Annotated in this window: 21 protein-coding genes and 1 rRNA gene (1 of these 22 running past the window's edge); 2 read left to right on the forward strand and 20 right to left on the reverse strand. The window is 65.7% G+C overall.

All coding sequences use genetic code 11. The features are described 5' to 3' along the window. A 16S ribosomal RNA gene (locus RVY76_RS11865) occupies nt 1-81 on the reverse strand; it reaches 1388 nt to the left of the window's first position. 540 nt (nt 82-621) lie between these two features. Beyond that, nucleotides 622-1539 carry a ribokinase gene (gene rbsK / locus RVY76_RS11870; protein ID WP_317374258.1) on the reverse strand — a complete coding sequence of 306 codons (918 nt, stop codon included), beginning with the start codon at nt 1537-1539 and terminating at the stop codon, nt 622-624. Between the two features lie 153 nt (nt 1540-1692). On the opposite strand from rbsK, the gene RVY76_RS11875 reads away from it, so the two are divergent. Further along, the gene (locus RVY76_RS11875) at nt 1693-3060 is read left to right on the forward strand and encodes an NAD-dependent succinate-semialdehyde dehydrogenase (protein ID WP_317374260.1); all 1368 of its coding nucleotides are present in this window, start codon (nt 1693-1695) and stop codon (nt 3058-3060) included. Between the two features lie 42 nt (nt 3061-3102). Here the strand turns inward: RVY76_RS11875 and ureG are convergent, their stop codons facing one another. From ureG to RVY76_RS11950, 15 genes are all read right to left on the reverse strand, one after another. Further along, the gene (gene ureG, locus RVY76_RS11880) at nt 3103-3723 is read right to left on the reverse strand and encodes an urease accessory protein UreG (protein ID WP_317374261.1); all 621 of its coding nucleotides are present in this window, start codon (nt 3721-3723) and stop codon (nt 3103-3105) included. Further along, nucleotides 3720-4382: an urease accessory protein UreF gene (locus RVY76_RS11885; protein WP_317374262.1), complete on the reverse strand. Its 663-nt coding sequence runs from the start codon at nt 4380-4382 to the stop codon at nt 3720-3722. The genes ureG and RVY76_RS11885 overlap by 4 nt, the downstream gene beginning before the upstream one ends. Then, nucleotides 4351-4803 carry an urease accessory protein UreE gene (locus RVY76_RS11890; RefSeq protein ID WP_317374263.1) on the reverse strand — a complete coding sequence of 151 codons (453 nt, stop codon included), beginning with the start codon at nt 4801-4803 and terminating at the stop codon, nt 4351-4353. The genes RVY76_RS11885 and RVY76_RS11890 overlap by 32 nt, the downstream gene beginning before the upstream one ends. Nucleotides 4804-4829: 26 nt before the next feature. Next, entirely contained in the window at nt 4830-5069 is a 240-nt protein-coding gene (locus RVY76_RS11895) for a DUF1127 domain-containing protein (RefSeq protein WP_317374264.1), read from the reverse strand. Nucleotides 5070-5219: 150 nt separating this feature from the next. Beyond that, complete coding sequence (gene ureC / locus RVY76_RS11900) at nt 5220-6929, reverse strand: urease subunit alpha (protein ID WP_317374266.1); 1710 nt, start codon at nt 6927-6929, stop codon at nt 5220-5222. A gap of 109 nt (nt 6930-7038) precedes the next feature. Continuing rightward, nucleotides 7039-7353: an antifreeze protein gene (locus RVY76_RS11905; RefSeq protein ID WP_317374267.1), complete on the reverse strand. Its 315-nt coding sequence runs from the start codon at nt 7351-7353 to the stop codon at nt 7039-7041. 69 nt (nt 7354-7422) lie between these two features. Continuing rightward, nucleotides 7423-7728: an urease subunit beta gene (locus RVY76_RS11910; RefSeq protein ID WP_317374268.1), complete on the reverse strand. Its 306-nt coding sequence runs from the start codon at nt 7726-7728 to the stop codon at nt 7423-7425. Between the two features lie 9 nt (nt 7729-7737). Continuing rightward, nucleotides 7738-8040: an urease subunit gamma gene (locus RVY76_RS11915; RefSeq protein ID WP_317374270.1), complete on the reverse strand. Its 303-nt coding sequence runs from the start codon at nt 8038-8040 to the stop codon at nt 7738-7740. Nucleotides 8041-8043: 3 nt separating this feature from the next. Beyond that, nucleotides 8044-8877, reverse strand: coding sequence for an urease accessory protein UreD (locus RVY76_RS11920; protein ID WP_317374271.1), 834 nt, complete (start codon nt 8875-8877; stop codon nt 8044-8046). A 119-nt stretch (nt 8878-8996) separates the two neighbouring features. Beyond that, nucleotides 8997-9989, reverse strand: coding sequence for an ABC transporter substrate-binding protein (locus RVY76_RS11925; protein WP_317374272.1), 993 nt, complete (start codon nt 9987-9989; stop codon nt 8997-8999). 29 nt (nt 9990-10018) lie between these two features. Continuing rightward, nucleotides 10019-10864 carry an ABC transporter permease gene (locus tag RVY76_RS11930; protein WP_317374273.1) on the reverse strand — a complete coding sequence of 282 codons (846 nt, stop codon included), beginning with the start codon at nt 10862-10864 and terminating at the stop codon, nt 10019-10021. Further along, on the reverse strand, nt 10861-11784 hold the full coding sequence (locus RVY76_RS11935) for an ABC transporter permease (RefSeq protein ID WP_317376763.1): 924 nt from the start codon (nt 11782-11784) through the stop codon (nt 10861-10863). The genes RVY76_RS11930 and RVY76_RS11935 overlap by 4 nt, the downstream gene beginning before the upstream one ends. A gap of 190 nt (nt 11785-11974) precedes the next feature. Further along, complete coding sequence (locus RVY76_RS11940; protein WP_317374274.1) at nt 11975-12754, reverse strand: ABC transporter ATP-binding protein; 780 nt, start codon at nt 12752-12754, stop codon at nt 11975-11977. Nucleotides 12755-12912: 158 nt separating this feature from the next. Continuing rightward, entirely contained in the window at nt 12913-14367 is a 1455-nt protein-coding gene (gene hydA / locus RVY76_RS11945) for a dihydropyrimidinase (RefSeq protein ID WP_317374275.1), read from the reverse strand. 403 nt (nt 14368-14770) lie between these two features. Further along, nucleotides 14771-16030 carry a Zn-dependent hydrolase gene (locus tag RVY76_RS11950; protein ID WP_317374276.1) on the reverse strand — a complete coding sequence of 420 codons (1260 nt, stop codon included), beginning with the start codon at nt 16028-16030 and terminating at the stop codon, nt 14771-14773. A gap of 159 nt (nt 16031-16189) precedes the next feature. Between RVY76_RS11950 and RVY76_RS11955 the strand changes: the two genes are divergently transcribed. Further along, nucleotides 16190-16804 (forward strand): TetR family transcriptional regulator C-terminal domain-containing protein, encoded by a 615-nt coding sequence (locus RVY76_RS11955; RefSeq protein WP_317374277.1) that lies wholly within the window; start codon nt 16190-16192, stop codon nt 16802-16804. A 1-nt stretch (nt 16805) separates the two neighbouring features. Here RVY76_RS11955 and preA read toward each other — a convergent pair whose 3' ends face one another. The 3 genes from preA to RVY76_RS11970 form a co-directional block, all read right to left on the reverse strand. Beyond that, a complete protein-coding gene (preA, locus tag RVY76_RS11960) occupies nt 16806-18110 on the reverse strand; it encodes an NAD-dependent dihydropyrimidine dehydrogenase subunit PreA (RefSeq protein WP_317374278.1) in 1305 nt (434 codons plus the stop codon). A 71-nt stretch (nt 18111-18181) separates the two neighbouring features. After that, entirely contained in the window at nt 18182-18964 is a 783-nt protein-coding gene (locus RVY76_RS11965) for an Fpg/Nei family DNA glycosylase (RefSeq protein ID WP_317374279.1), read from the reverse strand. After that, entirely contained in the window at nt 18957-20327 is a 1371-nt protein-coding gene (locus tag RVY76_RS11970; RefSeq protein ID WP_317374281.1) for an NAD(P)-dependent oxidoreductase, read from the reverse strand. The genes RVY76_RS11965 and RVY76_RS11970 overlap by 8 nt, the downstream gene beginning before the upstream one ends. Nucleotides 20328-20453: the final 126 nt, after the last annotated feature.

Genomic DNA, 20453 nt, shown 5'->3' on the forward strand with positions numbered 1-20453 from the left:
ACCCCGAAGGGCGCGCTCGACTTGCATGTGTTAGGCCTGCCGCCAGCGTTCGTTCTGAGCCAGGATCAAACTCTCAAGTTGAAAGCTCCGAAGAGCTATCCTTGACGTTCGAACCTCTGCACATCGTCCCGTTGTTCAAACGGGACAGTCTCTGTTCCATGTGCTCAAGGTACCAAAGGTACCGAAAGCCACATCAAACAGTGAAGCTGACACCCCATCATCGGCCGAAACCTAAGGGCGCGATATACAGACGTTGATCCATCGAAATGAACCGAAACCGCCCGCATATCTCTTCAGTATTATAGCGATGTCAAAGAGCGTGAGACAAAAACAAACAAGATGCGCCCTATCTTCGGCGCGCCCCGCCTGCCTGCCTCGAATTTCGTGGTCCGCAGCGTTTACCGAACCTTGTCTAACTCGTCAACACCTTTTTTCGAAGTGCCGCCGAACTAAGCAAAACCGCTAAATCCGCGTCCCGGTAGCGCCTCAGCCCCGCCGGTGAAGCGCTGTCTACGGATATCACCCAAACCCCGCAAGCACATTCCGACAGAAAATCGATAGAAAATCGTAAGTGGTTGATTGGTAATGGGTAAATAGGGGTGGGGTCGGGGAACCAAACCGTCATTTGCTGCGCAGCAACGCCTCTATCTCGGTCCGAAGGGGCATCGACATGGCCGCTCCTGCCCGAGTCACCGAGATTGCGGCAGTCGCATTGCCGAATCTTACGGCGTCTTTTGGATCCGCACCTCGAGACAAGGCAGCTGCGACACCTCCGTTGAACGCATCTCCCGCGCCGGTCGTCTCGGCAACGGGCCCTGCATGCAGTGCAGGCACATGAATTGCGTCGATTCCGTCATGAAAGAGTGCGCCGTTCTCGCCAAGGGTCAGAATCACCGCTCCTACACCACGGGCGACAAGATCCCGGGCCGCGCGCTCCGCTCCTTCGATGCTGGACACATCGATTCCCGTGAGCGCTTCGGCCTCCGACTCGTTCGGGGTTATGAAATCGCAAAGCGCGAGCATGTCGCCGGGAATCTCCGTCGCCGGGGCGGGATTGAGAATCGTCCGCGTTCCCGCACTGCGCGCGATCCGCAATCCGGCATGCGCCGCGTCGAGCGGTTGTTCGAGCTGGGTGAGGAAGATGTCCGCCTCCTCGATCAGCGATCGGTTTGCCTCCACGTCCTCGGGCGAAAGGCCCCCTGCCGCACCCGGTGCGACGATGATCGCGTTGTCGCCCGTCCCCGCGTCGACGAAGATGAAGGCCGCGCCGGTATGATTGTCGGGATCCTCGATCACCCGGGGAATCACCCCTGCGTCTTCCCAAGTCCTGCGGGCAAGATCGCCGAAGGCGTCGCGGCCGAGGCGGGTCAGCATCTGCACCTGCCCCCCCGCCCGCGCCGCGGCGACCGCCTGGTTCGAGCCTTTACCGCCGGGGGTGAGCGCGAACGATTCCCCCAGGATCGTCTCTCCCATCCGCGGCATCCGCGCGGCCCGATAGGTCGTGTCCGCGTTGAACACTCCCATGATGACGATCGACATCTTCCTGCTCCTTCGTTGTCTGCGAGCGGCAGTTCAAAGCAATCGGACAGCGGTGACCAGATCGAATCTCCCGCGGCGATCGGTATCCCGGCTGGACCTCTGGGGGACGGCGGCACGTTGAGGTAGCGATTTCGACACATCCGGAGAACCAAGATGTTCGACAGTACGAACCCGGCAACGGGCGAAAAAGTCGCCACACATCCCGAACTGACCGACGACGAACTTGAGGAGCGGATCGCCAAGGCACACGCTACGTTCCGCAGCTGGCGCAACTCCAGCTACGACGAGCGTACGGCCCTGCTTGATCGAATCGCCGACGTCTACGAAGCCAATGTCGACGATCTCGCGCTCACCATCACCAAGGAGATGGGCAAGCCGATCGAGGCCGCAAAGGGCGAGATCCGGAAATCGGCCACCGCCTTCCGCTATTATGCAAAGAACGGTCCGGCCCTTCTGGAGCCCAAGGAATACGACCTCGGCGACGGCAAGCGCGCCGTCGCGCGATATCTTCCACAGGGCGTCGTGCTGGCCGTCATGCCGTGGAATTTTCCCCATTGGCAGGTTGTGCGGTTCCTCGCTCCGGCGATCATGGCCGGGAATGTCGGCCTCCTCAAACATGCGTCGATCTGTCAGGGCGTGGCACAGGATATCGAGAGAATCGTCCTCGATGCGGGCGCGCCCGAGGGGCTGTTCCAGAACCTTGCCATCAAGTCCGACAAGGTCGACGGCGTGATCGCCGACGACCGGATCGTTGCCGCGACACTCACTGGCAGCGAAGGGGCCGGTCGGGCGGTCGCCGCCTCGGCGGGACACCATTTGAAGAAGGTCGTGCTCGAACTCGGTGGCTCGGACCCCTTCATCGTCATGCCCTCCGCCGACATGGATGCCGCCGTCGAGCAGGCCGTGACCGCGCGGGTCCAGAACGCGGGTCAATCCTGCATCTGCGGCAAGCGCCTGATCCTGCATGCGGACATTCACGACGATTTCCTGGCGCGCTACGCCGAGGCGATGAAGGCCGTGAAGGTCGGCGATCCGATGGATTCGTCGAACGATATCGGTCCGCTTTCCAGCTTCGACCAGCGCGATACGGTCGTGAAGCAGCTCGAAGATGCGAAATCGCGCGGCGCGACCCTGATGTTCGGGGGCGAGGCGCTGGACGGTCCCGGGGCCTATATGTCGCCCGGTATCCTCACCGGGGTGGATCCCAAATCCGACCTGATGTCCGAGGAGATCTTCGGCCCCGTCATGATGGTCTTCAGGGCGGACAACATCGACGAGGCGATCGAGATCGCCAATGCGATCCCCTTCGGCCTCGGATCCTCGGTCTGGACGGAGGATGCCGGCGAGCGGGAGCGATTCATCCGCGATATCGAGGCCGGCATGACGGCGATTAACCAGATCACCGCCTCCGCCCCCGAAGCCCCCTTCGGAGGGGTGAAACGGTCGGGACATGGACGCGAGCTCGGGCCCCATGGCCTGCACGAATTCATGAACCTCAAGACCGTCTTCCTGAGCGATTGACCCGATCGGCGGCGGATCCCGGCAGGGTCCGCCGCTACGCCCTCACGCCGTCTCGGACAGGACCAACCCTCCGAGATCGGCTAGCAGCCGGACGACCTCGTCCACACCCTGCCCCGATTTCAGCGATGCAAAGACGACCGGACCCTCGCCGCGCATCCGCGCCGCATCGCGCGCCATGACGTCGAGCGATGCACCCACATGCGGGGCGAGGTCGGTCTTGTTGATCACGAGGATGTCCGACCGGGTGATCGCGGGGCCGCCCTTGCGCGGAATTTCCTCCCCGGCCGCGACGTCGATGACATAGATCGTCAGATCGGCAAGTTCGGGGCTGAAAGTGGCCGAGAGGTTGTCGCCCCCGGATTCGATCACTACCACTTCAAGATCGGGATGACGCTCCCTCAGCCGCGCGATTGCGGCGAGATTGATCGATGCATCCTCGCGAATCGCCGTATGCGGACAGCCGCCCGTCTCGACACCCATCACGCGATCGCCCGGAAGCACCTGCATCCGCATCAGCGCCTCGGCATCCTCCTGCGTGTAGATATCGTTGGTGATGACCCCGAGCGAGATCGCGGGATGAAGCGCCCGGGCAAGCGCCGCGGTCAGCGTCGTCTTGCCGGCACCGACGGGGCCGCCGATTCCGATGCGCAATGGTCCGTTCATGATCGGAAGATCCTCGGTTGCAATGTCTCGTGTCGCATCGCCGCGATATCCGCGACGAAGCTTGCCGTCGCAAGATCGTCGGGACCGCATCCGTGCGTCTCTTCTGCGATTCGCTGGCAGAGCGGATGGAGCCCCGCGACGATCGCCTGCGCCCGCGTCTGTCCCAGCGGCATGAGACGCTGCGCGGCCGAGACGATGCCGCTCACCATCGCAAGGAGATATTGCGCGACAGTCGCATCGACCGGAAGGCCGAGCCCGCGGCAGGCATGGCCAATCGCCACCGGATAGCAGAGCGCGCGATCCGCGATGGGCCATGCCGCTGCGACAGTCGTCCCGAAGCTTGCCCCCGTATCCTCGATTTCTACGACCCGCTCGGCCGAGGCGGCGAAGGCGCGGGCTGTCCGGTCGAGGTCGGCCAGATCCTCATCCTCGCAGATCGCCGCCGCGCGGATGAGAATCGCATCGGCGCGGCCCGACCCGTGCATCAGCAGATCGCAGAGCCATTCGTCCAGATCGTCGGGCCCCGCTACAGTCCCGTCGGCGATGGCCTGCTCGAGCCCCTGCGAATACGCGAATGCCCCCGTGGGAAAGGCGGGAGAGAACCATTGGGACAGGACAAGCTGCGCCTCATCCATGGCTGTGCCCCATCGTTCGTCCATGGCCATAGGCCCCGCCTTCCGGACGGAACGGCCCCATGAACGGGGTCAAAGTCGCGCCGAGCCCGGAGAGCATCTTCTCCATGACCGGCTCGCGCTGGATGACCAGCCGCGTGGATGAGATTTCGCAAGGGGTGTGGCGATTGCCGATATGCCAGGCAAGACGCGCCAGATCGGGGCCGGTGATCGCGACCAGCGGTTCGTCCGCGGCCAGGACCTCGACCGATCGGCCGTCTTCGAGGACGAGCCGATCACCATGATCGAGCGATGTGACCTGTTCCAGGTCGATCAGGAAGGACAGTCCGCCTTCCCCCGTCAGACGCTTGCGGCGCAGCAGGCGCGCCGCGTAGTCGAGCCGGACGGCATCGACGGGCGCTTCCCCGTCGGCTGTCCCGACTGTCGAGGCAACGGGAAGGAACGCCATTCAGGCATCCCTCCGGTCACATGGCTTCAGGCGTAGTAGACGTCCGCGAAGACGTGACGCACGAGGTTCTCGCGCTTCAGGCCACGCTGGGCAAGCTGCTCGTCGGTCATCGCGTTCAGCGCCTGAAGGCGACGGTAGCGGCTGGAATTCTCGCCCATGGCGATGAGGCCGTGGCCGATCGCCGAGAAGAAGGCCGAGACGGTCTGGCCGAAGGTGCGGCTGTCGGTGCGGGTGTCGTGTGCGGTGTGGAAGGTCGCGTCTGCCATTGGATCGGTTTCCTTTGGATCGTGTGGGTTCCTCTTGCACACGAAGGTAGGGAACGCTGCATCGCAGCAAAACCGACAATGAGGAATGTCCGCCTTGCACGAGATGCAAACCGGACAGCTTCGTTGACCTTATTTTAGGGAATTCTCGCATCAGAACAGGAAATACCTTTGCGCCATGGGAAGAATCTCGGCCGGTTGGCAGGTCAGAAGCTCTCCGTCGGCCCTGACCTCGTAGGTTTCGGGATCGACCTCCATGACAGGCAGGGCCGTGTTGAGGATCAGATCGCGCTTTCCGATGCCCCGCGTTCGCCGCACTGCGGCAGTGGTTTTTCTGAGGCCCAGCGCCGCGCCGATGCCGTTGGCCTCGGCCGCCTGACTCACGAAGAGAACGGCGGAGGCTTCGACCGCACGCCCCATCGCGGCGAACATCGGGCGGGAATGGACCGGCTGCGGCGTGGGGATCGACGCGTTCGGGTCGCCCATCTGTGCGCAGGCGATGGACCCGCCCAGCAGCACCATCTCGGGCTTCACGCCGAAGAAGGCAGGCTTCCACAGCACAAGATCCGCCCGCTTGCCGACCTCGATCGAGCCGATCTCGTGACTCATCCCATGGGCAATCGCCGGGTTGATGGTGTATTTCGCGATATACCGGCGCACGCGCATGTTGTCGTTCTCGCCGCTCTCTTCCGGCAGGCGGCCACGTTGCTTGCGCATCTTGTCGGCGGTCTGCCAGGTGCGGATGATCACCTCGCCCACGCGACCCATGGCCTGGCTGTCCGACGCGATGATCGAGAACGCCCCGATGTCGTGCAGGATGTCCTCGGCCGCGATCGTCTCGCGACGGATGCGGCTTTCCGCGAAAGCGATATCCTCTGGCACACGCTTGTCGAGGTGATGGCACACCATCAGCATGTCGAGATGTTCCTCGACGGTATTGGCCGTAAAGGGCCGCGTCGGGTTGGTCGAGGAGGGCAGAACGTTCTCGTCGCCGCAGATCTTGATGATATCGGGCGCATGGCCTCCGCCCGCGCCTTCGGTGTGGAAGGCATGGATCGTCCGCCCCGCAATGGCATCGACGGTCGTTTCCACAAAGCCGCTCTCGTTCAGGGTGTCGGTATGGATCATGACCTGCACGTCCATGTCGTCGGCGACCGACAGACAGCAATCGATGGCGGCGGGCGTCGTGCCCCAGTCCTCGTGCAGCTTGAGCGCGCAGGCCCCCGCCTCGACCATCTCGACAAGCGCATCGGGACGGCTCGCATTGCCCTTGCCCGACAGCCCGATATTCATCGGCACGCCGTCCAGTGCCTGCAGCATACGACCGATATGCCACGGGCCGGGCGTGCAGGTCGTGGCGAGCGTGCCATGCGCCGGCCCCGTGCCGCCGCCCAGCATCGTGGTCAGCCCGGAATGAAGCGCATCCTCGATGAGCTGCGGACAGATGAAGTGGATATGGCTGTCGAACCCACCGGCGGTCAGGATCCGGCCCTCGCCTGCGATGGCCTCCGTGCCGGGCCCCACCACGATGTCGACACCCGGCTGCACGTCCGGGTTCCCGGCCTTGCCGATCGCGGCGATCCGTCCGTCTCGCAGCCCCACATCCGCCTTGTAGATCCCGGTATGGTCGACGATCAGCGCATTGGTGATGACGGTATCGACCGCACCCTCGGCCCGCGTCGCCTGACTTTGGCCCATGCCGTCGCGGATCACCTTGCCGCCGCCGAACTTGACCTCCTCGCCATAGGTGGTGAGGTCGCGTTCAACCTCCACGATCAGGTCGGTATCGGCCAGACGGACGCGATCGCCCGTTGTCGGGCCGAACATCGCGGCATAATCGGCGCGGGCAATCTTGGTGGCCATCTGGGATCCGGATCCTTGGAAATCTGCCTCAGATTTCCCCGGTGCGTGCGTCACGACAAGACTTCACGCCCGTCGCGACGGCGTTTGCACAAAATTTACGCGAAGTTCGTCAGCCAGGCTGCTTCAACCCGCGCCGACCCAACCGGCGCGCGTTGGAGCGGGTCCGGCGACCGATCGGCTTCAGCCAGGCGGAATAGATCTCGTCGGGCCGGCCGCCCTTCATCGCCGCGTTCCACGCCGCGAGGTTGGCGGCCATCAGGGCCGGCCCCTTCTCGGACACCATGCGGTTGTTTTCGGAAGGCGTGACCGACCAGATCCCGGCCATGCCGAAAAGCCTGTATGTGATGACGGCCTGCGCTTCGGCTGCCATCTGTGCCCCGGCGAGTCCCGCGCGGAACATGTCGAGCGGTACGTTCATGGTCATGGAATATCCCTTCCGAGGAAATGCTGCATATGCGAACACCGCCCAGGTGCCGATGTTCCACGGGCCGGATCAGAGCGGTCCCATCACCTGCCCGCGAAAGCCGAACACGTTGCGATCGCCCGAATACGCGATCAGGCGCACCTCGCGCCTCTGGCCCGGTTCGAACCGCACCGCGGTGCCCGCGGCAATATCGAGCCTGCGACCGCGGGCGACCTCGCGATCGAACTCCAGCGCCGCGTTCGTCTCGGCGAAATGGTAATGGCTGCCCACCTGGACCGGCCGGTCGCCCGTATTGGCGACCATGACCGTCACGGCCTCGCGTCCTTCGTTGAGCGTGATGTCGCCCTCGGCTGTCAGGATCTCTCCGGGGATCATGGCGCACTCCTAGCGGATCGGGTTGTGAACGGTGACGAGCTTCGTGCCGTCGGGGAACGTCGCCTCGACCTGCACGTCGGGGATCATCTCGGGCACCCCCTCCATGCATTGCTCGCGCGTCACGATCCGGGCACCCGCCTGCATCATGTCGGCCACGCTGCGGCCGTCGCGGGCCCCCTCGACCACTGCATCGGTGATCAGCGCGATCGCCTCGGGGTGGTTGAGCTTCACCCCCCGTTCGAGCCTGTTGCGCGCCACGATCGCGGCCATGGAGACGAGCAGCTTGTCCTTCTCGCGCGGTGTCAGTTGCATGGGTCAGAACCTCCAGACGGGGGGAAGCGGTGCGCCCGAAAGGCGCTCCAGAACGGGTATCAGAACGGTCCGCAGCGCAAAGCCGTCCTCGGCCAGAACGCGGCAGACGAGAAGTCCGGGCCGGGGCATCGTGACGCCGGCACTGGCCGGCAGCATCGCCCGCAGGGCTGCCAGTTCGGCCGACACGTCCGGAGCCGCCAGCGCGACGAGCGCCATGGCCCCCGCCCCGCCTCCGATCGCCCGGCGCGCCATCAGCGCGGCAATATCGCCCGAAAGATCGCATCCGTCGCGGAAGATCTCGCTCCCGCCGCGACGCAGCAGGACCCGGTCGGAGAACGCGCCCGCGCGCAGCACCTCGCCGCGCGCGTGCCGCCCGAAGACGACCGGCTCGACCATCAGGAATCGCGCCGACGGGTCCATCTCGATCGACAGCCGGCGCCGCAAGCGCGCGCCGTCGAAGAGGATCGTCTCCTGCGGAAGCCAGTCAAGGGTGCCATTCGCCCCGACGGAAAGCCGCGTGTCCATCCGGCCCGCGATACTGCCCGCCGCGCGGTAGATCCGCTCGGCCGCCTGCGTCGTCAGGACGAGGGACGCATCCGCTTGCGCATTCGCCTCCACGGTGAAGCGGTCGCCACCGGCGATGCCACCGCCGGTATTGATGCAGACCGCCGTCACTGCCGGGCCCCGCGCGGTCGGGAACAGCGCCTTCAGCGCACCGGACTGACGCAGATCCGACAGCCCGCTTGCCCCACTGCGCGCCGCGACCGACACGACCAGCTGCCCGATCGAACGGGGCTGCTGGTTCTGGGTCAGGTCTATCGCGGGAAGGTCGGTCATTTCGCGACCATCCTATCCCGGGTTTCGCGCTTGCCCAGAGGCACACGCCACTGCCCGTCGAAAAACGCGGCGTTCGCCCGAAAATCAGGCAGACGCCGCACCGATCCGCGAGATCCCGATCAGTTCATCGCCTGATCCGTGACCTCGTGCGTCCATGCGCCCTCGGGCTCTTCGGTGATGGCCGGATTCTCTTCCGAAATCGCCGAGAGCAGCGTCTGGACCGTCTGGTCGTAGGCCGCCGGGTCGAGCGTGCCGTCGCTGTTCTTCGTGAGCTCCGAGACCTGGTTCATCATGTAGAGCTGATGATCGAGCGTCTGCGCGCCGGACATGTCGTTGTCGATCACGATCTGCGCGGCCTCCCCGGGATTTTCGGCCGCCCATTCCCATCCGCGCATCGAGGCGCGCACGAATCGCGCCATCTTGTCGACGAATGCCGGATCCTCCAGATCCTCCTCCATGACGTAAAGCCCGTCCTCCAGCATGCCGACGCCCTCGTCGAGATAGTTGAAGTTCACGAGTTCCTCGTCGGTATAACCCGCATCGAGGATCTGCCCGTACTCGTTGTAGGTCATGGTCGAAATGCAATCGGCCTGCCCCTGCAGCAGCGGATCGACATTGAAGGCCTGGCGCAGCACCTCGACGCCGCCCTCGCTGCCATCGGTCGCGATCCCGAGCTGCGCCATCCATGCATAAAAGGGATATTCGTTGCCGAAGAACCAGACCCCCAGCGTGCGGCCCGGGAAATCATCGGGGCTCTCGACCCCGGTCTCGGCAAGACAGGTGAGCTGCAACCCGCCCGAGGCGAAGGGCTGCGCGATGTTGACGAGTGGCAGGCCCCGTTCCCGCGCGGCGAGCGCCGCCGCCATCCACGTGACGATCACGTCCGCGCCGCCGCCCGCGATCACCTGCTCGGGTGCGATGTCGGGCCCGCCGGGATTGATCGTGACGTCGAGGTTTTCCTCGTCGTAGAAGCCCTGATCCTGCGCCACGTAATAGCCCGCGAACTGGGCCTGCGTCACCCATTTGAGCTGCAGGGTGACCTCGTCGGCCTCCTGCGCCTGGGCGGCCCCCGCGATCGTCAGGGCGAGCCCGGCGAGTATCGTCCGTTTCATATGAGTCTCCTTGTTGGGTCGTCCGGGGTTCATCCCCGGTTCGACGGATGCCAGAAGGTCAGACGCCGTTCCGCGATGGCTATGATGCCGTAGAATAGCGATCCGGCAAGTGCGGCGAGCACGATCTCGGCCCAGACCATCTCGAGCGCGAGCTGACCCACCGAGACCGAGATCCGGAACCCCACGCCCACGATGGGCGAGCCGAAGAATTCCGCGACGATCGCCCCGATCAGCGCCAGCGTGGTCGAGATCTTGAGCCCGTTGAAGATGAAGGGAAGCGCCGCCGGCAGCCGCAGCTTCACAAGCGTCTGCAGGTAGCTCGCGCCGTAGGTCCGCATCAGGTCGCGCTGCATCGGCTCGGTGGCCGACAATCCCGCGACCGTGTTCACGAGGATCGGGAAGAAGACCATCACGACGACGACAGCCGCCTTCGATTCCCATCCGAAACCGAACCACATGACAAGGATGGGTGCCGTGCCCACGATCGGCAACGCGGCCATGAAGTTGCCGACCGGCAGCAGCCCGCGCTTCAGAAAGGCGTACCGATCCGCTACGATGGCGACGGCGAAGGCCGCGATCGCGCCGATGATGTATCCGCTGAGCGCGCCCTTCAGGAACGTCTGCACGAAATCCGCCCAGAGCACCGGGATGCGGCTCACGAAGGTGTCCGCGATGATGGAGGGCGGCGGCAGGATCACCCCGGGCACGTCGAGACCGCGCACCACCAGTTCCCACATCACCAGAAGCGTCGCACCGAAGATCGCGGGCACCGCGATCCGGACCGACCGCAACCCCGAGGTGGCCCCCCCTGCCAGCGCCACGTTGAGCGCCCATCCCGCCGCCCAGAGGACCAGTGCCAGCGCGACCAGCATCATCGCCCGAGCCCCATCCGCGCGAGGAACCCGCGCTCGATCACCGCGATCAGCGCGACGAGCCCCGCCGCGAGGATCGCCGCGGCAAAAAGCGCGGACCAGATCTGCACCGTCTGCCCGTAATAGCTTCCGGCCAGTAGCCGTGCGCCGAGCCCGCTCACCGCGCCCGTCGGCAGCTCGCCCACGATGGCTCCGACGAGGCTCGCCGCGATGCCGATCTTGAGCGAGGCGAAGAGATAGGGCAGCGAGGCCGGCAGCCTGAGTTTCGAGAATGTCTGCGCCCGGCTCGCGCCATAGGTCGCAAGCAGGTCGAGCTGCATGGCATCGGGGCTGCGGAACCCCTTCACCATGCCCACCACGACCGGAAAGAACGACAGATACGCGCTGATCACCGCCTTGGGGACGATCCCCTGCACGCCCACCGAATAAAGCACGACGATGATCATGGGCGCGATCGCGATGATCGGCACGGTCTGGCTGACGATAGCCCAGGGCAGCACGCTCATGTCCATGACCCGGCTATGCACGATCCCCACCGCCAGCACGATCCCGAGCGCCGTGCCGATGGCAAAGCCCAGAAGCGTGGCCGACAGCGTGACCCAGGCATGGAACACCAGGCTTCGCGGAGAGCTGACCGCTTCGCCGAAAGTCGACGACCAGAGCTCGGCGGCCACCTGATGCGGGGCCGGCAGGCGCGGCCGCTCCTGCTCGAAGGCGCCCGCGACGCTCACTGCCGGATTGGCGAGCGCCAGCGCCACGCCCCCCATGCCCCGCCGCTCCGAAGCGGTTTCGGGATGCACCGCGATCTCGGCCCGCGCCGCCGCGATCACGGATTGCTGCGCATTCATCGGAATGCAGGCCAGATACCAGAGCGCGAGAATCGCCGCCACGACGGTCAGCACGGGCACGAGCGTGCCGCCCATTCCCCTGAGCCAGAGCGCGACGCGCCCCGACCGGCCGATCCCCGCCTGCGGGGCCGCCAGAGGCGCATCGCTCATCCTCGCGGCTCCCGCATTTTCATCTGTCCGGAAATACTCACGATCCCGACGGTGCCACGAAATGTTTCGCACGCGAAACATTTCCGGGCCCCGCCGCCGATCCTCTCGTGCCGCGTCATGCCGCTTCCATCCCCGCGCGCAGGCCTTCGCGAACCCGGTGCGCGATCTCGATGAACTCCCGCGAATCGCGGATATCGAGCGGCCGCTCCCTCGGCAGGGGGCTGTCGATCACATCGCTGATCCGCCCGGGTCGCGGGCTCATCACGACGATCTTCGTCGAGAGATAGACCGCCTCCGGGATCGAATGGGTCACGAACAGCATCGTCTTGCCCGTCCGCCCCCAGAGCGCCAGCAATTCCTCGTTGAGCCTGTCGCGCACGATCTCGTCGAGCGCGCCGAAAGGCTCGTCCATCAGCAGAAGATCCGCATCGAAGCTCAGCGCCCGCGCGATGGAGGCCCGCTGTTGCATGCCGCCCGACAGTTGCCAGGGAAACTTCTTCTCGAACCCGTCGAGATCGACGAGGGCCAGCGTGTCCTTCACCCTCCGCTTCTTCTCCTCCTCGGAAAAGCCCATGATCTCGAGCGGCAGGCGGATATTTCCCCCGATCGTCCGCCACGGATAGAGCCCCGCCGCCTGGAAGACATAGCCATAGGCCCGCGCCCGCCGCGCCTCCTCCGCGCTCATCCCGTTGACCGAAAGCGTCCCGCCGGTGGGCTGCTCCAGCCCCGCGACGCAGCGCAGGAACGTCGTCTTGCCGCAGCCCGACGGCCCGATGAAGCTCACGAACTCGCCCTGCCCGACCTCCAGATCCACGTCCTTCAACGCATGGACCGGTCCGTCATTGGTCTCGAACGTCAGGTTCAGCCCCCGCGCCGAGACGATCATGTCCGGCATGATATCGTCTTCCCGGTTTCCGCCTCGACGAGATCCCGAAGCGCAAGGATGCCTCCGGCGGTCCTCTCGATCTCGGCTCTCAGACGTTGATCGTGCCCGGGCGGAAACGTTCCGCCCTTCGTTGTCTCACCGCATCGACAGGCGCAGAGCGGCATCGCTCAAACCCCGCTCACTGGGATGCCCGACCGCTCCACCGGGCGCGGCGCGCTGATGGCCTTCCAGGACGAAAGCGCCTCGCTCACCGGGCCTTTCGGCGGGCGCTTGACGAACTGGCCATGGCCTTCTTCGGGGCGCATCTCGCCGTCATGCACCGCCACGCGGCCGCGCGTCAGGGTAAAGCGCGGCAGGCCCTTCACCTTCTGTCCTTCGAAGACGTTGTAGTCGATCGCGGATTGCTGGCTCTCCGCCGTGATCGTCTTCTCCTTGGCGGGGTCCCATACGACGATATCGGCGTCCGATCCGACAAGGATCGCACCCTTGCGCGGATAGCAGTTGAGGATCTTGGCGATATTGGTCGAGGTCACGGCCACGAACTCGTTGGGCGTGAGCCGTCCGGTCTCGACACCATGCGTCCAGAGCATCGGCATCCGATCCTCGAGCCCCCCGGTCCCGTTGGGGATCTTGGTGAAGTCGCCCAATCCCGTCCGCTTCTGATCCGTCGTGAAGGCGCAGTGATCGGTCGCCACGACCGACAGCGATCCGGCCTGCAACCCGGCCCAGAGGCTTTCCTGATGCTTCTTGTTGCGGAAGGGCGGCGACATCACGCGGCGCGCGGCATGGTCCCAGTCTGCGTTGAAATACTCGCTCTCGTCGAGCGTCAGATGCTGGATCAGCGGCTCGCCCCAGACGCGCTTGCCCTGCTGGCGCGCGCGGCGGATGGCCTCGTGGCTCTCTTCGCAGGAGGTGTGCACGACATAGAGCGGCACGCCCGCCATGTCGGCGATCATGATGGCGCGGTTCGTGGCCTCCCCCTCGACCTGCGGCGGGCGGGAATAGGCGTGCCCCTCGGGCCCGGTATTGCCCTCGGCCAGCAGCCGGGCCGACAGGTCCGCGACCACGTCGCCGTTCTCGGCATGGACGAGCGCGATGCCCCCGAGCTCGGCCAGGCGCTGGAACGAGGCATACATCTCGTCGTCCTGCACCATCAGCGCGCCCTTGTAGGCCATGAAATGCTTGAACGTGTTGATGCCACGGTCGCGCACGACCGTCTCCATCTCGTCGAAGACCTGCTCGCCCCACCATGTCACCGCCATGTGGAAGGAATAGTCGCAATGCGCGCGCGTCGACTTGTTGTCCCACATCTTGAGCGCGTCGAGCAGCCCCTGCCCAGGCGAGGGCAGCGCGAAATCGACGACCATGGTGGTCCCGCCCGCGAGCGCCGCACGCGTGCCGCTTTCGAAATCGTCGGCGGAATAGGTGCCCATGAAGGGCATCTCGAGATGGGTATGCGGGTCGATCCCGCCCGGCATGACGAAGCACCCGTCGGCGTCGAGCACCTCGTCGCCCTTCAGGTCGGGCCCGATCTCGACGATCTTTCCGCCGTCGATCAGCACGTCGGCGGCATAGCTCAGGTCGTGGGTCACGACGATGCCGTTCTTGATGACTGTGGTCATGGGTGCCTCGCTTTTCGCATGTTCTTCGTCGTCCCGGAGTCGATCCGGGATCTCGGCCAGCCGGAAATCGACCGTCGGGGATCTGTCCGCTCACGCCCCGCTATTCCGGAATCGGCGCGTCGATCAGCTCCGACATTCGCGCCCCGTGCAAACCCCGCGCGGCCTGAGATATTCCGGGAGCCTGAAACCGAAGCGGCGTTCGACATACCTAGTGCCCGACATACCCCGACACCGATTCCGCACCATGATTTGCCACGCAACGGCGCAGAACGCCGGTCGAGCCGAGATGGCGCGCCCGGCCGGGGCACGTCGCGCGGATCTGGACGACTGACGATCTGTCCGGCCTTCCGCCCGACGAGGCCCCGGATCGGGTCCGGCGCGGCGTTGCGCGGATCGGCGAGCCTCACCCTTCGACGCCCGCCGTCTCGATCACGGCGTGGAGCAGGACATCCGCCCCGGCCTTGGCCCAGTCCTTGGTGATCTCCTCGGCCTCGTTATGGCTCAGACCGTCGACGCAGGGGCACATCACCATGGCGGTGGGGGCCACGCGGTTGATCCAGCAGGCATCGTGACCGGCACCCGAGACGATGTTCATGTGGCTGTAGCCCAGACGCTCCGCCGCGTCGCGCAGCGCCGTCACGCAGCCCTCGTCGAATGCCACCGGGTCGAAATGGCCCGCCTCCTCGATCTCGATCCCGAGGCCGAGCTCGGCGGCGATCGCCGGTGCGGCCTCTTCGAGCGCGGCCTTCATGCCGTCGAGCTTTCCGAGGTCGGGCGAGCGGAAGTCGATGGTGAAGACCGCCTTGCCGGGGATCACGTTGCGCGAATTGGGATAGACGTCGATATGGCCCACCGCGCCCACCGCATCGGGCTGGTTCGCCATCGCGATCTCGTGGACCTTGTCGATGATCCGCGCCATGCCCAGGCCCGCATTGCACCGCAACGGCATCGGCGTCGATCCGGTATGCGCGTCCTTGCCGGTCAGCGTCACCTGCAGCCACCAGAGACCCTGTCCATGGGTCACGATGCCGATCTGCGTATCCTCGGCCTCGAGGATCGGGCCCTGCTCGATATGCAGCTCGAAGAAGGCATGCATCTTGCGCGCGCCGACCTCTTCCTCGCCTTTCCAGCCGATCCGCTCGAGCTCGTCTCCGAAGCTCGCCCCGCTGGCATCGGTACGTCCGTAGGCCCAGTCCTGATCGTGGATGCCCGCGAAGACGCCCGAGGACAGCATGGCGGGCGCAAAACGCGTCCCCTCCTCGTTGGTCCAGTTGGTCACGACGATCGGATGCTTCGTCCGGATGCCCAGATCGTTCATCGTGCGCACGATCTCGAGCCCGCCCAGAACGCCCAGAACGCCGTCGTACTTCCCGCCGGTGGGCTGCGTGTCGAGATGCGATCCCACATAGACCGGCAGCGCCTCGGGGTCGGTCCCTTCGCGACGGGCGAACATGTTCCCCATCCGGTCCACCCCCATCGTGCAGCCCGCATCCTCGCACCAGCGCTGGAACAGGGCGCGGCCCTCGGCATCGGCGTCGGTAAGGGTCTGGCGATTGTTGCCGCCCGCCACGCCCGGCCCGATCTTGGCCATCTCCATCAGCGAGTCCCAGAGCCTGTCACCGTCGATCCTCATGTTCTCGGCGGGGGCGGCGGGCTGGCTCATGGCTGGCTCCTCGAATGTGTTAACGGCTATTTGACCAATCGGTAAAACGAAGGCTAACAGAGGGTCGAAACCAGTCAAGGATCACGATGAGAATGCCGGCGGATGCACAAAGAACGGGCGTATCGCACGGGTCAGGCCGGTTGATTGACCGTTCGCAACATGGCTGAGACCCGCATCCAGTCGCGCAATCGCGCGGCCATCCTCGACGCGGGCCTCGAGGTCTTTTCGCGCCGCGGATTCGGCGGTGCGACGCTCGACCAGATCGCGGCCGAAGCGGGGCTGTCGAAGCCCAACCTGCTCTATTACTTTCCGTCGAAGGAGGCGATCCACCGTGATCTTCTCCTCGGTCTGATGGGGGCCTGGCTCGACCCGATGCGCCGCATCGACCCGGAGGGAGAGCCGCTGGACGAGATCATGGGCTACGTCCGGCGCAAGATGGACCTGACCCGCCATTATCCGCGCGAAAGCCGCCTTTTCGCAAACGAAATCCTCCAAGGCGCGCACCATATCGACGACACGCTCGGCGGCGAATTGCGGGATCTCGTCGACCGGACCGCCGCGTTGATCCAGGGCTGGGTCGATCGCGGCCGCCTTGCGCCCGTCGATCCGCACCACACCATCATCTCGGTCTGGGCGCTGACCCAGCATTACGCCGATTTCGACGTGCAGGTCCGTGCGGTCCTCGGCGACGCGGATCCACTCCTGCGCGCCGAGGCCCATGTCGAGCAGCTCTTCCGCCGGCTCCTCACGCCGCCGGCGGACAGTACGCGCTAGCTCATTCAGCGGCGATCGCGCCGGGATTGTTCGGATGCGTCGTCCAGTCGGCCGGCTCCTTCTCGACCGTCCGGCCGGTGCGCGGATCGACGGCTCCGGGTTCGAGCACTTCCATCGTGATGCAGTTCTCGACCGGGCAGACATCCACGCAGAGATTGCAGGCCACGCATTCGTCGTCCTTCACGGTGAAGGTACGGTCGGCAGACATCGCGATCGCCTGGTGCGACGTGTCCTCGCAGGCGGCGAAGCAGCGTCCGCACTTGATGCAATCGTCCTGGCTGATCCGGGCCTTGGTCACGTAGTTGAGGTTCAGATACTGCCAGTCGGTGACATTCGGGACCGCGCGGCCCACCACCTCGGACACGCTGGAATACCCCTTCTCGTCCATCCAGGCCGACAGCCCCGCCTTCATTTCCTGCACGATGCGAAAGCCGTAGGTCATCGCGGCGGTGCAGACCTGCACGTTGCCGGCCCCGAGGCTCATGAACTCTGCCGCGTCGCGCCATGTGGTGATGCCGCCGATCCCCGAGATCGGCAGGCCGCGCGTCTCGGGGTCGCGGGCGATCTCGGCCACCATGTTCATCGCGATGGGCTTGACCGCCGGGCCGCAATAGCCGCCATGCGTGCCCTTCCCGTCGATCATCGGCTCCGGTGACATCGTGTCGAGATTGACCGACGTGATCGAGTTGATCGTGTTGATCAGGCTCACCGCATCCGCGCCGCCGTTCTTCGCCGCGAGGGCCGGCTTGCGGATATCGGTGATGTTGGGCGTCAGCTTCACGATCACGGGGCGGTCGTAGTACTGCTTGCACCACCGCGTGACCATCTCGATATATTCCGGCACCTGCCCCACGGCCGATCCCATGCCGCGTTCGGCCATCCCGTGCGGGCACCCGAAATTGAGCTCGATCCCGTCGGCCCCGGTCTCCATCACGCGCGGCAGGATCGACTTCCAGGCCTCCTCCTCGCAGGGCACCATGATCGACGCGATCAGCGCCCGGTCGGGCCAGTCGGCCTTCACCCGCGCCATTTCCTCGAGGTTCGTCTCCAGCGGCCGGTCGGTGATCAGCTCGATATTGTTGATCCCGAGCACGCGCCTGTCGGCCCCGTGGATCACGCCGTAGCGCGGCCCGTTGACGTTGACGACCGGCGGCCCCTCGGCCCCGAGCGTCTTCCACACGACGCCGCCCCAGCCGGCCTCGAAGGCGCGGCGGACATTGTATTCCTTGTCCGTCGGCGGCGCGGAGGCGAGCCAGAACGGGTTGGGCGATGTGATGCCCAGGAAATCGGTCGTCAGATCAGCCATTCTCTAGCCTCCTCGTTTGCATGGTCGGACGCTCCCTCGCGCCCCGACCGAAGATGCGGGCCGCCGCGGCCCTAGCCCTGATGCGTCGCGCAGTGATAGGCCGAGCGTCCGCCGACCTTCTTCATCGCGATCGTACCGCCGCAGCGCGGGCAATCGGCCCCCTCGTCGCGGCGATGGATCAGCCAGTCCTCGGGCAGATCCGAATACTGCGCGCCGGTGTCGAGCACGCCCTGCAGCACGTCGCGCATCGTGCCGTGCAGATCGCCGAGCCGGTTGCCGCCCAGATCCGTGCCCGCCTCGTCCGGCGCGATCCCACATTGGAACAGCGCCTCGTCCGACCAGAGATTGCCGATCCCGGCGAGCTTCTTCTGGCTCAGCAGCGCGGATTTCACTGCGCCCCTGCTGCCGCCGATCCGCTCGGCGAAGGTCTCGCCGTCGATCTCCATCGCGTCGGGCCCGAGCCCCCGGTGGGCGACGAAGGCGTCCACGTCGTCGGTCACGCGGACCCATCCGAATTTGCGCGGGCAACGATAGCTGAGCCGCCGCGCACCCTCGAAGACGAAGGTGATCCGCGTGTAGTCCGGCGTCGTGTCGTCGCCGTCATGAACCCTCAGCGACCCGCTCATTCCCAGATGCACGACGATCCACGGGCCAGTGGCCGAGCCCACGAAGATGTATTTCCCGTGCCGCCGCGTCTCGGTGAACTGGCCGCCGACAAAGCGCGCGCGCTCTTCCTCCGACGGCAGGTCCAGATGGGTCACGTCGGTGCCGAGCCGAACCTCCACGACGGTCCGGTTCAGCGCGCCGTCCTCGACGCGCCTGCGATTCGCCTCGGCCTCGGGCAATTCAGGCACGCGCATCCTCTCCGATGACCGCACCGGTAGGGTGGACCGCCGCATCCATGAGCGTCGCATGGATGTCCTCGGCCGCGTCGCGACCCTCGGCCACGGCGACAACGGTCAGATCGTCGCCGCCGGTGCAATCGCCCCCGGCCCAGACCCCGTCGACCGAGGTGCGCCCGGCCCCCGTCACGCGGATCTTCCGACCGTCGAGTTCGAGCCCCCGATAGGTCAGGACCTGACCGATCGCCTTGAAGACCTGATCGGCCGGCAGCCGCAGCTTCTCGCCCGTTCCCCTGAGGCCAGTACCGTCATCGGCGGTGTATTCCAGCTCGATCTCCGCCGCCGCGCCGTTGCCGTGCACCGCCACGGGCTGCGCGTTGAAGATGATCCTGACGCCCTTGGAAGTGGCGAGGTTCTGCTCGAATTCCGACGCGCCCATCCGCGACTTGTCACGGCGATAGGCGATCGTCACGTTCTCGGCCCCGAGCAGCTTCGACTGCACCGCGACGTCCACCGCAGTCATGCCGCCGCCGATCACGACCACGTTGCGCCCGACGGGCAATGTCGTCAGGTCGTCGGCCTGGCGCAGCGCCGCGATGAAGCCCACCGCATCCATCACCCCGTCACGATCGGCCCCCTCCGCATCGAGATCGTTGACCCCGCCGAGGCCCACGCCCAGGAACACCGCGTCGTAATCGCGCCGTAGATCCCCGAGGTCGAGATTCGTTCCCAGCGCCGAGTTGGGCCGAAGCTCGATCCCGCCGATCCCGCACAGCCACTCGACCTCGCGCGCGGCGAAATCGTCGGTGGACTTGTAGGCGGCGATCCCGAATTCGTTGAGCCCGCCGGGCTTGTCCTTGGCGTCGTGCAGCACGACGTCGTGGCCCCGCATGGCGAGCCTGTGCGCACAGGCAAGACCCGCAGGCCCCGCGCCCACCACGGCGACGCGCTTGCCCGTCGCCTCCGCCCGGCGGAACGGATGGCCCTGTCGCGCCATCAGGCTGTCGGTCGCGTGGCGCTGCAGGCGTCCGATCTCGACCGGCTTGCCCTCGGCCGCCTCGCGCACGCAGGCCCCCTCGCAGAGATCCTCGGTCGGGCAGACCCGCGCGCACATGCCGCCCAGAATGTTCTGATCCATGATCGTCTGCCCCGCCGCTTCCGGCTGGCCGGTCGCGATCTGCCGGATGAAAAGGGGGATGTCGATCTCGGTCGGACAGGCCGTGACGCAGGGCGCGTCATAGCAGAAATAGCAGCGATCGGCCGCGACCGCCGCCTCGTGCGGATCGAGCGGCCTGTGAAGATCGGCGAAGTTCTCGGCGATCTCGTCCCGGCCCAGACGGCCGGCCACGATACCCGGGGTCATGGAATCTGGCATGGGACCTCCTGGCTCAATTCCTGCACCCGAGCTTTGCACGGAAATTTTTTTTATCAAACGGTAAATTTTGGGCGGTCCGCGAACCCTGCGACACCTGGTGTCATGGCGGGTCGCGCGGCGGCGCTA

The organism is Palleronia sp. LCG004, assembly GCF_032931615.1.
Lineage (GTDB): Bacteria > Pseudomonadota > Alphaproteobacteria > Rhodobacterales > Rhodobacteraceae > Palleronia.

Coding starts and splice junctions, on each gene's coding strand:
- RVY76_RS11940 (WP_317374274.1), bottom strand. CDS start 12,754: ATGCCGGACATGATCGTCTCGGCGCGGGGGCTGAACCTGACGTTCGAG.
- ureG (WP_317374261.1), bottom strand. CDS start 3,723: ATGAACGGACCATTGCGCATCGGAATCGGCGGCCCCGTCGGTGCCGGC.
- hydA (WP_317374275.1), bottom strand. CDS start 14,367: ATGACCACAGTCATCAAGAACGGCATCGTCGTGACCCACGACCTGAGC.
- RVY76_RS11885 (WP_317374262.1), bottom strand. CDS start 4,382: ATGGACGAACGATGGGGCACAGCCATGGATGAGGCGCAGCTTGTCCTG.
- RVY76_RS11905 (WP_317374267.1), bottom strand. CDS start 7,353: ATGACCATGAACGTACCGCTCGACATGTTCCGCGCGGGACTCGCCGGG.
- preA (WP_317374278.1), bottom strand. CDS start 18,110: ATGGCTGATCTGACGACCGATTTCCTGGGCATCACATCGCCCAACCCG.
- RVY76_RS11890 (WP_317374263.1), bottom strand. CDS start 4,803: ATGGCGTTCCTTCCCGTTGCCTCGACAGTCGGGACAGCCGACGGGGAA.
- rbsK (WP_317374258.1), bottom strand. CDS start 1,539: ATGTCGATCGTCATCATGGGAGTGTTCAACGCGGACACGACCTATCGG.
- RVY76_RS11970 (WP_317374281.1), bottom strand. CDS start 20,327: ATGCCAGATTCCATGACCCCGGGTATCGTGGCCGGCCGTCTGGGCCGG.
- RVY76_RS11950 (WP_317374276.1), bottom strand. CDS start 16,030: ATGAGCCAGCCCGCCGCCCCCGCCGAGAACATGAGGATCGACGGTGAC.
- RVY76_RS11895 (WP_317374264.1), bottom strand. CDS start 5,069: ATGGCAGACGCGACCTTCCACACCGCACACGACACCCGCACCGACAGC.
- RVY76_RS11935 (WP_317376763.1), bottom strand. CDS start 11,784: ATGGGCGGCACGCTCGTGCCCGTGCTGACCGTCGTGGCGGCGATTCTC.
- RVY76_RS11955 (WP_317374277.1), top strand. CDS start 16,190: ATGGCTGAGACCCGCATCCAGTCGCGCAATCGCGCGGCCATCCTCGAC.
- RVY76_RS11910 (WP_317374268.1), bottom strand. CDS start 7,728: ATGATCCCCGGAGAGATCCTGACAGCCGAGGGCGACATCACGCTCAAC.
- RVY76_RS11925 (WP_317374272.1), bottom strand. CDS start 9,989: ATGAAACGGACGATACTCGCCGGGCTCGCCCTGACGATCGCGGGGGCC.
- RVY76_RS11875 (WP_317374260.1), top strand. CDS start 1,693: ATGTTCGACAGTACGAACCCGGCAACGGGCGAAAAAGTCGCCACACAT.
- RVY76_RS11915 (WP_317374270.1), bottom strand. CDS start 8,040: ATGCAACTGACACCGCGCGAGAAGGACAAGCTGCTCGTCTCCATGGCC.
- RVY76_RS11930 (WP_317374273.1), bottom strand. CDS start 10,864: ATGATGCTGGTCGCGCTGGCACTGGTCCTCTGGGCGGCGGGATGGGCG.
- ureC (WP_317374266.1), bottom strand. CDS start 6,929: ATGGCCACCAAGATTGCCCGCGCCGATTATGCCGCGATGTTCGGCCCG.
- RVY76_RS11920 (WP_317374271.1), bottom strand. CDS start 8,877: ATGACCGACCTTCCCGCGATAGACCTGACCCAGAACCAGCAGCCCCGT.